This window comes from Hylemonella sp. P2_B10, assembly GCF_056404875.1.
Genome location: NZ_JBFUDE010000005.1, coordinates 249,220 through 262,359 on the forward strand (window position 1 = coordinate 249,220; position 13,140 = coordinate 262,359).

11 protein-coding genes are annotated in these 13,140 nt (G+C 66.2%); 7 read left to right on the plus strand and 4 right to left on the minus strand.

Annotated features, from left to right (window positions below; translation table 11 throughout):
- Positions 1–226: 226 nt before the first annotated feature.
- The 4 genes from tkt (at position 227) to ypfH (ending at position 5,265) form a co-directional block, all read left to right on the plus strand.
- The gene (gene tkt / locus AC1DX2_RS22340) at positions 227–2,296 is read left to right on the plus strand and encodes a transketolase (protein WP_477198619.1); all 2,070 of its coding nucleotides are present in this window, start codon (positions 227–229) and stop codon (positions 2,294–2,296) included.
- 159 nt (positions 2,297–2,455) lie between these two features.
- Complete coding sequence (locus AC1DX2_RS22345; protein WP_477198620.1) at positions 2,456–3,403, plus strand: hypothetical protein; 948 nt, start codon at positions 2,456–2,458, stop codon at positions 3,401–3,403.
- A 33-nt stretch (positions 3,404–3,436) separates the two neighbouring features.
- The gene (gap, locus tag AC1DX2_RS22350) at positions 3,437–4,438 is read left to right on the plus strand and encodes a type I glyceraldehyde-3-phosphate dehydrogenase (protein WP_477198621.1); all 1,002 of its coding nucleotides are present in this window, start codon (positions 3,437–3,439) and stop codon (positions 4,436–4,438) included.
- 131 nt (positions 4,439–4,569) lie between these two features.
- The gene (gene ypfH, locus AC1DX2_RS22355) at positions 4,570–5,265 is read left to right on the plus strand and encodes an esterase (protein ID WP_477198622.1); all 696 of its coding nucleotides are present in this window, start codon (positions 4,570–4,572) and stop codon (positions 5,263–5,265) included.
- 10 nt (positions 5,266–5,275) lie between these two features.
- On the opposite strand, the gene AC1DX2_RS22360 is transcribed toward ypfH, so the two are convergent.
- Entirely contained in the window at positions 5,276–8,236 is a 2,961-nt protein-coding gene (locus tag AC1DX2_RS22360) for a DNA topoisomerase III (RefSeq protein WP_477198623.1), read from the minus strand.
- A 115-nt stretch (positions 8,237–8,351) separates the two neighbouring features.
- Between AC1DX2_RS22360 and AC1DX2_RS22365 the strand changes: the two genes are divergently transcribed.
- From AC1DX2_RS22365 to AC1DX2_RS22375, 3 genes are read left to right on the plus strand one after another with little or no spacing between them, the layout of a single operon-like run.
- On the plus strand, positions 8,352–8,840 hold the full coding sequence (locus tag AC1DX2_RS22365; RefSeq protein WP_477198712.1) for an SET domain-containing protein: 489 nt from the start codon (positions 8,352–8,354) through the stop codon (positions 8,838–8,840).
- A gap of 16 nt (positions 8,841–8,856) precedes the next feature.
- Positions 8,857–9,693, plus strand: coding sequence for a biotin--[acetyl-CoA-carboxylase] ligase (locus AC1DX2_RS22370; protein WP_477198624.1), 837 nt, complete (start codon positions 8,857–8,859; stop codon positions 9,691–9,693).
- Positions 9,694–9,696: 3 nt separating this feature from the next.
- Positions 9,697–10,497, plus strand: a complete 801-nt coding sequence (locus tag AC1DX2_RS22375; protein ID WP_477198625.1) for an SPOR domain-containing protein — start codon at positions 9,697–9,699, stop codon at positions 10,495–10,497.
- Here the strand turns inward: AC1DX2_RS22375 and AC1DX2_RS22380 are convergent.
- Genes AC1DX2_RS22380 through AC1DX2_RS22390 form a run of 3 tightly spaced genes read right to left on the minus strand, consistent with a single transcriptional unit; the run spans position 10,454 to position 13,120 of the window.
- The gene (locus AC1DX2_RS22380; protein WP_477198626.1) at positions 10,454–11,905 is read right to left on the minus strand and encodes a sensor histidine kinase N-terminal domain-containing protein; all 1,452 of its coding nucleotides are present in this window, start codon (positions 11,903–11,905) and stop codon (positions 10,454–10,456) included. The two genes, AC1DX2_RS22375 and AC1DX2_RS22380, sit on opposite strands and share 44 nt — an antisense overlap.
- Positions 11,906–11,927: 22 nt before the next feature.
- A complete protein-coding gene (locus AC1DX2_RS22385; protein ID WP_477198627.1) occupies positions 11,928–12,602 on the minus strand; it encodes a response regulator in 675 nt (224 codons plus the stop codon).
- Positions 12,603–12,646: 44 nt separating this feature from the next.
- A complete protein-coding gene (locus AC1DX2_RS22390; protein ID WP_477198628.1) occupies positions 12,647–13,120 on the minus strand; it encodes a MarR family winged helix-turn-helix transcriptional regulator in 474 nt (157 codons plus the stop codon).
- Positions 13,121–13,140: the final 20 nt, after the last annotated feature.

The window sequence follows — 13,140 nt, forward strand, 5'->3', positions numbered from 1 at the left end:
GGTCATTTGGTACACGGCACGCCGGAACGTGGGCACGCCAACCGTATTCGCAAGATCGGGTCGATGCGGCATTCGGCGTAGCGGCATCAAGGAGGAGGCCCGCAGGGCCGGGGGACAGCCGCGGAGCCGAGTGCCGTGTCGGCCTGATCCCCCACCATCCTGGTTGTAAATGCCGCCCGCTAAAATGTCGGGTTTCCCCCAACCCTTGCCCCGGAGCCCGCGCCCCATGTCCGACCTTTCCCCCGCAGTCACCCCCAACGACATGGCCAACGCGATCCGGGCCCTGGCCATGGATGCGGTGCAGCAAGCCAATTCGGGCCACCCTGGCGCACCCATGGGCATGGCGGACATGGCTGTCGCCTTGTGGCACCGCCACCTGAAGCACTCGCCTGCCAACCCGCACTGGTTCGACCGCGACCGCTTCGTGCTGTCCAACGGCCACGCCTCCATGCTGCTGTACGCGCTGCTGCACCTGACCGGCTACCCGCTGCCCATGAGCGAGCTGAAGAACTTCCGCCAACTGCACAGCAAGACGCCCGGCCACCCGGAAAACGTGCTGACTGCCGGTGTGGAAACCACCACCGGCCCGCTGGGCCAGGGGTTTGCCAATGCCGTGGGCATGGCGCTGGCCGAGAAGCTGATGGCCGGCGAATTCAACCGCGAAGGCCACGCCATCGTCGACCACCACACCTATGTGTTCATGGGTGACGGCTGCATGATGGAAGGCATCAGCCACGAGGCCGCCGCGCTGGCCGGCGCCTGGAAACTGAACAAGCTGGTGGCGCTGTACGACGACAACGGCATCTCCATCGACGGCCAGGTGGCCCCCTGGTACATCGACAACGTGGCGCAGCGCTTTGCCGCTTATGGCTGGCACACCATCGGCCCGGTGGATGGTCACGACCCCGAGGTGCTGGCGCGCGCCATCGCCGACGCCAAGAACAGCGCCGACCGCCCGACGCTGGTCATCTGCAAGACCCACATCGGTCAGGGCTCGCCCAACCGCGTCAACACCGCCAAGGCCCACGGCGAGCCGCTGGGTGCCGAAGAGATCAAGCTGACGCGCGAAGCGCTGGGCTGGCCTTACGGCCCGTTTGAGATTCCCAAAGCCATCTCCGAAGCCTGGAACGCCAAGGCCCAGGGCGCCAAGGCCGAGGCCGCGTGGAATACCCGGTTCGTAGCCTACAAGGCCGCCCACCCTGAATTGGCGAAGGAATTCACCCGCCGCATGAAGGGCGAGCTGCCGAAGAACTTCGCCCAGGTGGCGGTGGACGCCACCGTGTCCGCCCACGCCAAGGCCGAAACCGTGGCCTCGCGCAAGGCCTCGCAGATCGCGCTGGAGTTCTTCACCGCCGCGCTGCCCGAGATGCTGGGCGGCTCGGCCGACCTGACCGGCTCCAACCTGACCAACACCAAGAGCACGCCGCCGCTGCGCTTCAACCAGGCCGGCGACGTGGTGAAGAGCGCCGGTGCCGACGGCACGCTGCTGGGCGGCCGCCACATCAACTACGGCGTGCGCGAGTTCGGCATGGCCGCCATCATGAACGGCCTGGGCCTGCATGGCGGCTACATCCCCTACGGCGGCACCTTCCTGACCTTCAGCGACTACAGCCGCAACGCCATCCGCATGGCCGCGCTGATGAAGCAGCGCGTGGTGCATGTGTTCACCCACGACTCCATCGGCCTGGGCGAAGACGGCCCCACCCACCAGTCCATCGAGCACGCCGCCAGCCTGCGCCTGATCCCCAACCTGGACGTCTGGCGTCCGGGCGACACGGCCGAGACGGCTGTGGCCTGGGCCGTGGCGCTGCAAAACAAGGACAAACCCACCGCCCTGCTGCTGAGCCGGCAGAACCTGCCTTACGCCCCCAAGATGGACCTGGGCGACATCAGCAGGGGCGCCTACGTGCTGGCCGAGCCCATCGAAGTGGGCCTGAGCAAGAAGGCCCAGGCGGTCATCATCGCCACCGGCTCCGAGGTGCAGCTGGCGCTGAAGGCGCAAGAGCTGCTGGCGGCGCAGAAGATCGCCGTGCGCGTGGTCTCCATGCCCAGCACCACCACCTTCGACCGCCAGGACGTGGCTTACAAGGTGGCCGTGCTGCCGGCCGGCGTGCCGCGCGTCGCGGTGGAAATGGGCGTCACCGACGGCTGGTGGAAATACGGCTGCGCGGCGGTGGTGGGCATCAACACCTATGGCGAATCGGCGCCGGCGCCGGTATTGTTCAAGCACTTCGGCTTCACGGCGGAGAATGTGGCGGACACGGTACGGGTGGCGTTGAGCGGACCCAAGCGCTGACCGCGGCGGCGTGCAGCCGCTACGCCAGACAATCAGAACTGCCAGCCGGGGCACATCGGCTGCAGGCGGATCAGGGAGGACGACAGGATGCCAAACAGCCTTCAGGCAGCGAGGTGGATCATCGCGATAGTGGCAGGTGGCTTGGCCGGGGCGAATGCCTTGGCCGCACAGCCGGACACAGGGCTTCAGTTCCAGGCCGGCAACCCGGCGCTGCTGGAATGCCTGTCGCCTGCCGCTGCCGAACGCGGGGCGCCGGAGTACCCCAACCGGCAGCTCCAGCTCAGAAAGAGCGCATCCGTACGCGTGGAGCTGCGCTTTGACGCCAGCGACGCGGCGCCGGACGTCAAGGTGCTGGACGACCGCAGCAATGACGACGACGACTTTCTGGCCTTCAAGCGCGCAGTGCAGGCCCAGGTGAAGCGCTACCGTCTGCCCTGCCTGGTTGCGGGCGAAAAGGCGGTGCTTACCCAGCAGTTCGACTTCGTGTCAGACACCCGAAAGGTCGCCACCAGTCCGCTGACGGCCGACAACCCGATCTTGAACGGCAATTGCAAGGTGCAGGCACCACAGGGCCGGCCCTCGTACCCGATCTCCTTCGGGCGCCGCAAGGCCGGCAACGTCACGCTGAAGGTCAACTTCAACCAGTCCGATGCCGAGCCGGAACTGACCGTGCTGTATGGCGCAGACCGGGGACTGTCGGAATCTGTCGTCAACTGGGCCAAGGCCTACCGCGTGCATTGCGCCACGCCGCTGGCGCGGCCGGTGTCGGCCTTTCAGCAATTTCGCTTTCGCATGCCTGACCAGGCGGAGTACGCGATCAAGGATTTGCGGCTGGTCGAGTTTCTGGCCGGCACGGACCGGGCCGGCTGGGGCGCGGTGGATTTCGATCTCAATGCCACCGGTTGTCCGTTTGCGGTCAAGCTGACCCTGCTGCAACCTTACGCGGCCAACCTCGTGGCCGAGCTGGAGACTTACGATGCCAGCCGCCAGCCGTTCCTGAAATGGCTGGCGAAGCTCAAATACAAGCTGCCGGCCAATGCAGAGCCCTTCCTGATCGGCGAGTCGCTGAACGTCGCCATCCCCTGCACCGAATTGAAATTGTCGTAGTTCTATATCATTGCCTCAAAAGGAGCAACTCTCATGGCGATCAAACTGGGTATCAACGGCTTCGGCCGCATCGGCCGCAATGTGCTGCGCAGCGCGGTGCAAAACTTCCCCGACATCGAGGTGGTGGGCATCAACGACCTGCTGGAGCCGCACTACCTGGCCTACATGCTGCAATACGACTCGGTGCATGGCCGCTTCAAGGGCGACATCGCGGTGGACGGCAACACGCTGATCGTCAACGGCAAGAAGATCCGCCTGACGCAGGAGCGCGATCCGGCCAACCTGAAGTGGAACGAGGTCGGTGCCGACGTGGTGCTGGAATCCACCGGCCTGTTCCTGGACAAGGAAGGCGCCGGCAAGCACCTGGCGGCCGGCGCGCCCAAGGTCATCATCTCGGCGCCCAGCAAGGACGACACACCGATGTTCGTGTTCGGCGTCAATGACAAGACCTACAAGGGCGAGGCCATCATCTCCAACGCCAGCTGCACCACCAACTGCCTGGCGCCGTTGGCCAAGGTGCTGCACGACAAGTGGGGCATCAAGCGCGGCCTGATGACCACCGTGCACGCCGCCACGGCGACGCAAAAGACCGTGGACGGCCCGTCCAACAAGGACTGGCGCGGCGGCCGCGGCATCCTGGAAAACATCATCCCCTCCTCCACCGGCGCGGCCAAGGCGGTGGGCGTGGTGATCCCCGAGCTGAACAAGAAGCTGACCGGCATGAGCTTCCGTGTGCCCACCTCCGACGTGTCGGTGGTGGACCTGACGGTGGAGCTGGTCAAGGAAGCCAGCTACAAAGACATCTGTGCCGAGTTCAAGGCCCAGTCCGAAGGCGCCTTGAAGGGCATCCTGGGCTACACCGAGGACAAGGTGGTGGCCACCGATTTCCGTGGCGACACCCGCACCTCGATCTTTGATGCCGACGCCGGCATCGCGCTGGACGGCACCTTCGTCAAGCTGGTCAGCTGGTATGACAACGAGTGGGGCTACTCCAACAAGTGCCTGGAAATGGCGCGGGTGGTGATGGCCAAGTAAACGGCCCGCCCGCATGACACAAGCCGCCTTCGGGCGGCTTTTTTTGGCGCCGCCCTGTGTGTGCTGGGCCACGCTCAAGGGCCTGCGCTTGGGCGCACAATATCTGCAGAAAGGTCCGACCGGAGACAGCCATGCATGACACCGCGCTGGTCATCCAGCAACCCCAAACCCAGGCCCAGCAACTCATTGCGCTGCTGCACGCGGCCGGCGCCACGCCGGCCAGCATGGCACCGCTGGGGCGCCGCCTGCGGCTGGCGTTTCCCCATGCCGCCATCGTATGCCTGCAAGCCCCCGTGCCCCTGGGGGAAGGCGATGGTTTTGAGTGGTTCATCCAGCTGGGTGAGCTGGACAAGGACATCGCCTATGGTGTTGGCGAAGCCATGCCGGCCCTGCTGGAAGACCTGCGCGGCTGGCAGGCCCGCGTGGGGCTGGACGACAAGGCCACGGCGCTGATCGGCTTTGCGCAGGGCGGCATCATGGCGCTGGAGGCCGGCACCCAGATGCCGCCGGTGGCCAGCCGCATCATCGCCATCGCCGGGCGCTTCGCGCTGCTGCCGCCGGTGGCGCCGGCCGTCACCACCATCCATTTCCTGCACGGCAAGAGCGACGACACCATCCCCTACCGCCACACGGTGGAGGCGGCCCACCATCTGCGTGACTTGGGCACCGACATCACCGCCGAGGTCATCCCCTTCGTCGGCCATGACCTGAGTGACGAGTTGATGGACAAGGTGGTTGAAAAGCTCACCACCCACATCCCGCAGCGGGTGTGGGAAGAAGCGCAGAAGCAGGTCGCGGGCGGGGCTGAGCCGCCCCGTTCGGGCTGAGTTGGCTTGCTCAGCCCAGGTGCTTGCCCACAATCCCCGCCAGTTCGAACATCGTCACCTGCGGCTTGCCGAACACCGGCAGCAGTTTGGCGTCGGCGTTGATGGCGCGCTTGTTGGCGGCATCCTGCAGGCCGTTGGCCTTGATGTAGTCCCACAGCTTCTTGATCACCTGGGTGCGTGCCACTGCCTCGTCGCCTATCACCGCAGCCAGCGCGGCGCTGGGTTGCAGGCCGGCGGCTGGTTTGCGTGGGGCTTTTTTGGCCGCCGTACCGGTCGCGCTCTTCTTGGCTGCGGCTTTCTTCGCCGGGGCTTTGGCGGCGGCCTTTTTCGCCGGCGTCTTGGCCGAGGTCTTGGCTGCTGCGCCCGGCGCGCCTGCCTCAGCGCCCGCGGCTGACTTCGCCGCCGTCTTGCGCGGCGGGAATTTGGACGGCGCGAACTCGAAGTTCACCTTGCCTGCCTCCTTGTCCCAGGCCAGGAAGGCCTTGAACGGGCGGCGCGTGCGCATGGAGACGAACTTGTCCAGCAGGTCGGTCTTGCCGGTGGTCAGCAGCTTGCCCATCTGTTCGCGCGTCACCGGTTGCTGCAGGATCATCTTGCCGCTCTTGAAGGTGCAACTGGGCGTGGGCTGGGCCATGGTCGGCACGGACTTCTCACACACGTAGCTGTTGCCATGCTCATGCACGGCGCTGCCACAAATAGGGCAGGCGCCCAGGCTTTCGCTGCCACTGAAGTCAACCAGCTCGCCGGTCTCGGCCGCCTTGTCGTCGCCGAAATCGAACTCCAGCTTGTAGTTCTTGGTCTCGTCATCGAATTTCAGCACCATCTCGGCGGTGAACGGCCAGCCGGCCTTGGAGCGGAAACCGTCCAGGGGACCGATGTGCTTGTCGCGCATGAACTGCTCCACCTCGGCCACCTCGAAGGTGCGGCCGGCCGGCGTCTTGCCGAAGGAAAAGCCGCAGCCCTCCTCGGTGCCCGACTTGCCGGTGCAGGTGTAGCGGCGGTAGTTTTCCTTGACGACGCCACCGCAGTTGGGGCAGGGCGTCTTCAGCGTGGCGTAGTCGCCCGGAATGGTGTCGCGGTCGTATTCCTTGGCCTTTTTCACCATGCGCTCAGTCATGGCGGCGATTTCGGCCATGAAGGAGTCGCGCGTGAGCTTGCCGTGCTCCATCTGGTTGAGCTTGTATTCCCACTCGCCGGTCAACTCGGCCTTGGAGAGCTCCTCCACGCCCAGGCCGCGCAACAGCGTCATCAGCTGGAAGGCCTTGGCGGTGGGGATCATCTCGCGGCCCTCGCGCAACAGGTACTTCTCGGCGATCAGGCCTTCGATGATGCTGGCGCGGGTGGCTGGCGTGCCCAGGCCTTTTTCCTGCATGGCCTCGCGCAGTTCGTCGTCTTCCACGAACTTGCCGGCGCCTTCCATCGCGCCCAGCAGCGTGGCCTCGGAGTAGCGCGCCGGCGGCCGGGTCTTCAGGCCCTTGGGCTCCACCTGCAGCACGCCCACCTGTTCGCCGGCCTTCACCGGCACCAGCATGGCGCCGGCCTTCTCGTCGCCCTCTTTGGTTTCGTCCTGCGCTTCCTTGCCATAGATGGCCAGCCAGCCGGGCTTCACCAACACCTTGCCTTCGCTCTTGAAGCTGTGGCCGCCAGCGCTGGAAATGCGCGTGGTGATCTGGTATTCGGCGCTGGGGAAGAACACCGCCATGAAGCGGCGCACCACCAGGTCATAGATTTTCTGTTCCGCTTCGCTCAGGCCGTGTGGTGCCTGCAGCGTGGGGATGATGGCAAAGTGGTCACTGACCTTGGCGTTGTCGAAAATGCGCTTGCTGGGCTTGATGTAGCCGCCCTTGATGGCGGTGGCCGCATGCGGTGCCAGGTGCTTCATGGCGCTCTTGGCCAGCATGTCGAAGGTCTGGTGGACCACCGGCACGTAATCTTCGGGCAGCGCGCGCGAGTCGGTACGCGGGTAGGTCAGCGCCTTGTGGCGTTCGTACAGGCTTTGCGCGATGGACAAGGTGGTCTTGGCCGAAAAGCCGAACTTGCCGTTGGCCTCGCGCTGCAGCGAGGTGAGGTCGAACAGCGCTGGCGAAGCCTGGGTGCTGGGTTTGCTCTCCTCGGTGACCGTGGCCTGCTTGCCGCGCACCGCGTCGGCAATGGTTTTCGCCTGCTGCTCGCTCCACACGCGGTCGGCACGTTGCTCGTTGTCCGGTTCTTCGCCTTCCTTGGGCGGGGTCTTTTTCCAGGCCGGGTCGAACCACTTGCCGGCGTATTCGCCGGCCAGGGCCTGGAAGCTGGCGTGCACTTCCCAATAGTCGCGGCTGATGAACTTGCGGATCTTTTCTTCGCGCTCCACCACCACCGACAGTGTGGGCGTCTGCACCCGGCCCACGGTGGTCAGGAAGAAGCCACCGTCGCGCGAGTTGAAGGCCGTCATGGCGCGGGTGCCGTTGATGCCCACCAGCCAGTCGGCTTCGGAGCGGCAGCGCGCGGCGTCGGCCAGCGGCAGCATCTGCTTGTCGCTGCGCAGGGTCTTGAAGCCCTCGCGAATCGCCTCCGGCGTCATGCTTTGCAGCCACAGCCGTTGCACCGGGTGCTTGACCTTGCTGTACTGCTGTATCAGGCGGAAGATCAGCTCACCCTCGCGCCCGGCGTCGCAGGCGTTGACCAGGGCGTCCACGTCCTTGCGCTTGGCCTGCTTGACCACGGCGTTGAGCCGCGTCTTGGTCTTGTCGATGGGCTTCAAGTCGAAATGCGGCGGGATCACCGGCAGGTGGGCAAAGCTCCATTTGCCGCGTTTGACGTCGTATTGCTCCGGCGCCTGGATCTCCACCAGGTGGCCCACCGCGCTGGTGACGACGTAGGTGTCGTTCTCGAAATGTTCCTCGTGTTTGTCGAATTTTCCGGACACGGGCGTGAGTGCCCGCACGATGTCCTGGGCCACCGATGGCTTCTCTGCAATGACTAAGGTCTTCATCTGACTACAATCCACTTCTCGCGTGCGCGTACGCGCACGCATGCATACGTGAGCGCGCGCCTGCGCGCCCATACGAATTCAACATACCAAATTTTTTCCTGCCGTGTCTACCGTTGTGTCAAAAAAGCCCTACTCCAAGGCATCCACGGCCCAGCGCCGCATCCAGACCCGGCGCTCCGGTGTTCACGGCAAGGGTGTGTTTGCCATCCAGGATATCGCCGAAGGCGAGATCATCATCGAGTACGTGGGCGAGGTCATCAGCTGGCCCGAGGCGCAGCGGCGCCATCCCCACAATCCCAAAGACCCGAACCATACCTTCTATTTTCACATCGATGAGAAAAACGTCATCGATGCGTTGTACGGTGGCAATTCTTCGCGCTGGATCAACCACTCCTGCGCCCCCAATTGCGAGGCCGACGAGCAGGAAGGCCGCGTCTTCATCAAGGCGCTGCGCAACATCCGGGCCGGCGAGGAGTTGAATTATGACTACGGCCTGATCATCGACGAGCGCTATACCCCCAAGCTGAAGGCCGAATACCCGTGCTGGTGCGGTGCCAGCAAGTGTCGCGGCACGTTGCTGGCCCCCAAGCGCGGCCGGCGCTGAAAGGCAGGCAGGCCCCTTGAGCAGCGACCCGCCATTGCAAGCTGCCGGCACCCCCGTGCCGCTGCCATGGCCGGCCGAGGCGATCTGGGAGGCGGTGTACCCGCTGATTGCCGACTTTTCGGTTGAGATCCTGCCGCAGGTGGACTCGACCAACACCGAGTTGATGCGCCGAGCCCGCGCCGGCCGCATGGAGCCGGTGCTGCTGCTGGCCGAGCGGCAGACCGCCGGCCGTGGCCGCCTGGGGCGGCCCTGGCGCAGCGCCGGTGAGCATGAGGCTGGCGCCTCGCTGACGTTCTCGCTCGGTCTGCCGCTGGCGCCGCGCAGCTGGTCCGGCCTGTCGCTGGTGGTGGGCACGGTGGTGGCGCAAGCCCTGCATCCCGAATTGCGGCTGAAATGGCCCAACGACGTCTGGCTGCGCGACCGCAAGCTGGCCGGCATCCTGATTGAGACCGCCAGCGTGGGCGAGTTGCGCTACGTGGTGGTGGGCGTGGGCATCAACATCCGCCCGCCAGAGGGAGACGGCCTGTCGGTGCCGCCGGCCTGTGTGCAGGAGCTGCGCCCGGGGCTGGACGCGGCGCAGGCGCTGGGCCTGTTGGCACCGGCACTGGTGGGCGCCATCAAGGACTTCGAAGCCCAGGGTTTCGCGCCCTTCCAGGCCCGCTTCAACGCGCTGGACGCGCTGGCCGGCCGACCGGTGGAGCTGAGCGACGCCACCGTGGGCGTGGCCATGGGGGTGGATGAAAGCGGTGCCTTGCTGGTGCATACTGCTGCCGGAGTGACAAAAATAACCAGCTCGGAAGTCAGCGTGCGCCCGGTGGTGCCCCGCCATGACGCCGATACCGACCTTGACTGATTCATGCTGCGACTGCTTGTTCTGGCGCTGATCCTGCTGAACGCCGGCTATTACGCCTGGAGCCAGGGCCATCTGCGCCCCTGGAGCGGGCCGATGCAGCAGACCGAGCCGCAGCGTCTGGCGCAGCAACTGCGGCCCGAAGGGGTGCGGGTGCTCAGCAACGATGAATTGCGACGCATTGACCAGGCTGCCGCCGCCGCGGCAGCGGTCAAGCCGGCCGAGTGCCTGCAGGCGGGTCTGTTCGACGCCGCCCAGACCACCGCCTTGCGCGCCGCACTGGGCCGTGTGCTGCCGGCGCCGGGCGCCTGGCAGTTCGACGACGCGGTGGAGCCGGCGCGCTGGATTGTTTACATGGGCCGCTACCCGAACGACGACACGCTGGCCAAGAAGCGCGCCGAGCTGGTCAACCTGAACCTGAAATACGAGGTGCTGAGCAACCCCGCGCTGCAGCCGGGGCTGTCGCTGGGCGCGTTCACCACGCAAGCGGACGCCAATGCCGAGCTGGCACGCCTGGGCAAGCGCGGCGTGCACACCGCCAAGGTGGTGCAGGAGCATGCCGAGGTGCGTGGCAGCCAGTTGAAGCTGCCGGTGGTGGACGATGCGCTGCGCGCCAAGCTGGATGAGATCAAGGCGCAGTTGGCTGGCAAGCCGCTGCGTGCCTGCGCCAAGCCGGCTGCTGGCCCCGCTGGCGCGGCGTCTGCGCCGGCGTCAGCAGTCAGTGCCGCGTCCGCGCCGCGTGGCGCCTCGGCCCCAACAGCTTCTAACGCTCCTCAGGCTTCTGCTCCACCGAAAAGCGCACGGTGAAGCGCGCGCCTGGCGGCACCTGGCCCGGCCGGGTGTCGTCCAGCACCACCGTGGCGTTGTGCTGGTGGGCGATCTCCAGCACGATGGGCAGGCCCAGGCCCGAGCCGTCGGTCTCGGTGCCCAAAGCACGGTAGAACGGCTGGAACACCAGCTCACGCTCGGCCGGCGCGATGCCCAGCCCCGAATCCTCCACCTGCAGCACGATGACCTTGCCGAACGGGTCGGCCAGCACCCGCGCGGTGATCATCGCCGGGCTCGCCTGGGTGGAGGGGGTGTAGGCGATGGCGTTGTCCAGCAGGTTGCGCACCAGTTCCTTCAGCAGCGTGGGGTTGCCCTGCAGCTGGCCGCCTGGAGCGTCGGGCGTGGCACCCTCGTAGCCCAGGTCGATGTGCTTTTCCAGCGCGCGTGGCACGCTGTCACGCACCACTTCCTGCGTCAGGCGCGCCAGGTCGCAGTTTTGGCGCGTCATCGCGGTGCCGCTGCCCTCGGCCCGGGCCAGCGCCAGCAGCTGGTTCACGGTGTGGGTGGCGCGCATGCTGGCGCGCACGATCTGGCGCAGCGACAACTTCAGGTCGTCGGCGCTGGCGCCCTCGCGCTGCGCCAGGTCGGCCTGCATGCGCAGGCCGGCCAGCGGTGTCTTCAACTGGTGGGCGGCGTCGGCCAGGAAGCGCTTTTGCGTGGCGATGGAGTCCTTCAGCCTGGTGAGCAGGTCGTTCACCGAGGACACCAGCGGCGCCACCTCCAGCGGCACGGCCTGGATGTCCAGCGGGCTCAGGTCGTCGGGCTTGCGCGCGCGTATGCGCTCTTCCAGCTGGTTCAGCGGCTTGATGGCCTGCACCAGTGCCAGCCACACCAGCAGCACCGCCAACGGCAGGATGACGAACTGCGGCAGCATCACGCCCTTGATGATTTCGGTCGCCAGCGTGGAGCGCTTGTCCAGCGTCTCGGCCACCTGCACCAGCACCGGCTTGGTACCGGCGACTTCCAGGTTGACCCAGGTGTAGGCCACCTTGACACCCAGGCCGCGGTAGTCGTCGGCGCGCAGGCGTATCTCTCCCACGGCGGTGGCCTCGTCCTCAGGCGGGCCGGGGAAATCCCGCTCGCCGCTGACGTATTCGCCGCGCGTGCCCAGCACCTGGTAGAACACCGTGTCCGACTCGTCGGCGCGCAGCAGCTCGCGTGCTGGCAGTGGCAGGTTCAGTTGGGCGCGGCCGTTGTGGTAGGTGACCAGCTGGGCCAGCGCGCTGGCGTTGTACTCCAGCGCGCGGTCAAAGGGCTTGCCGGCAATGCCCTGCGCCACCAGCCAGGTCAGCACCAGGCTGACCGGCCACAGTAGCAGCAGCGGCGTCAGCATCCAGTCCAGGATTTCGCCGAACAGCGAGCGTTGCTCGCGCTGGAATAATTTCATCGCGCGGCCACGCAGTCTGGCCTTAACTGGGGATTTTTTCCAGGCAGTAGCCCAAGCCGCGCACGGTCGCGATGCGGATCGGCCCTTTCTCGATCTTCTTGCGCAGGCGGTGGATGTAGACCTCGATGGCGTTGTTGCTGACTTCCTCGCCCCATTCGCACAGCCGCTCCACCAGCTGGTCCTTGCTGACCAGGCGGCCAGCGCGCTGCAGCAGCACTTCCAGCAGGCCCAGTTCGCGTGCCGACAGCTCCACCATCTTGCCGTCAATCGTGGCCACGCGGCCAGCCTGGTCGTAGGTCAGCGGGCCGTGCTTGATGGTGCTGCTGGAAGCGCCCATGCCGCGGCGCACCAGTGCGCGCACACGCGCCTCCAGTTCCTGCAGGCTGAAGGGCTTGGCCATGTAGTCGTCGGCGCCGTAGTCCAGGCCCTTGACGCGCTCCTCCACGCTGTCGGCGGCGGTCAGAATCAGCACCGGCAGCGCCGAGCCGCGGCTGCGCAGCCTTTTCAGCACCTCCAGCCCGTGCAGCCTGGGCAGGCCCAGGTCCAGGATCAGCAGGTCGAATTCGGTGTTGGTCATCAGTGCCGCGTCGGCCTCGGTGCCGCTGGCCACATGGTCCACCGCCGCGCCGGAACTGCGCAGCGTGCGCAGCAGGCCATCGGCCAGCACTTGGTCGTCTTCGGCGATCAATATCCGCATGCCCAAGTCTCCTGGTTTTCTGGTGTTTTATTCCAACGCGTCACTCACACGCCATACGCTTCCAGGCCAATGGCAATCACGGTGGCGACCTCATCGCCCACGGCCTGGCGCAACTCGGCCTCGGCCTGCGCCACCGCCTGTTGAAAAGCGCCCAGCCATGTTAAACCCAAAGGGGTGAAGGCCACCCACTTGGCGCGGCCGTCGCGGGCGTGGCGCTTGCGCTCGATCAAGCCCCAGGCCTCGCATTGGTCCACCAGTGCGCCCATGGCCTGCTTGGTCATGCCGGCGCGCGCGGCCAGGTCGGTCAGGCGCATGCCTTGCAGCGCCAGGTGTCGGGTGATCTGCATGTGGGCTGCACCCACTTGCTGGCGCGCCGCCAGATTGGCCAGGCCCAGCGGCACGTCGGCGCTTTGAGCCATCAACGCCAGCACCCGGGCATCAAAGCGGCGCAGCGCCAGTGCCAGCAACTGGCCCATGTGGGCGTCGCGCCAGCGCTGGTCAGGGTCGGTCGATGCCATGCATAAATAGTAATGCAAAC

Coding starts and splice junctions, on each gene's coding strand:
- AC1DX2_RS22375 (WP_477198625.1), top strand. CDS start 9,697: ATGCTGCGACTGCTTGTTCTGGCGCTGATCCTGCTGAACGCCGGCTAT.
- AC1DX2_RS22360 (WP_477198623.1), bottom strand. CDS start 8,236: ATGAAGACCTTAGTCATTGCAGAGAAGCCATCGGTGGCCCAGGACATC.
- AC1DX2_RS22390 (WP_477198628.1), bottom strand. CDS start 13,120: ATGGCATCGACCGACCCTGACCAGCGCTGGCGCGACGCCCACATGGGC.
- tkt (WP_477198619.1), top strand. CDS start 227: ATGTCCGACCTTTCCCCCGCAGTCACCCCCAACGACATGGCCAACGCG.
- AC1DX2_RS22380 (WP_477198626.1), bottom strand. CDS start 11,905: ATGAAATTATTCCAGCGCGAGCAACGCTCGCTGTTCGGCGAAATCCTG.
- gap (WP_477198621.1), top strand. CDS start 3,437: ATGGCGATCAAACTGGGTATCAACGGCTTCGGCCGCATCGGCCGCAAT.
- ypfH (WP_477198622.1), top strand. CDS start 4,570: ATGCATGACACCGCGCTGGTCATCCAGCAACCCCAAACCCAGGCCCAG.
- AC1DX2_RS22385 (WP_477198627.1), bottom strand. CDS start 12,602: ATGCGGATATTGATCGCCGAAGACGACCAAGTGCTGGCCGATGGCCTG.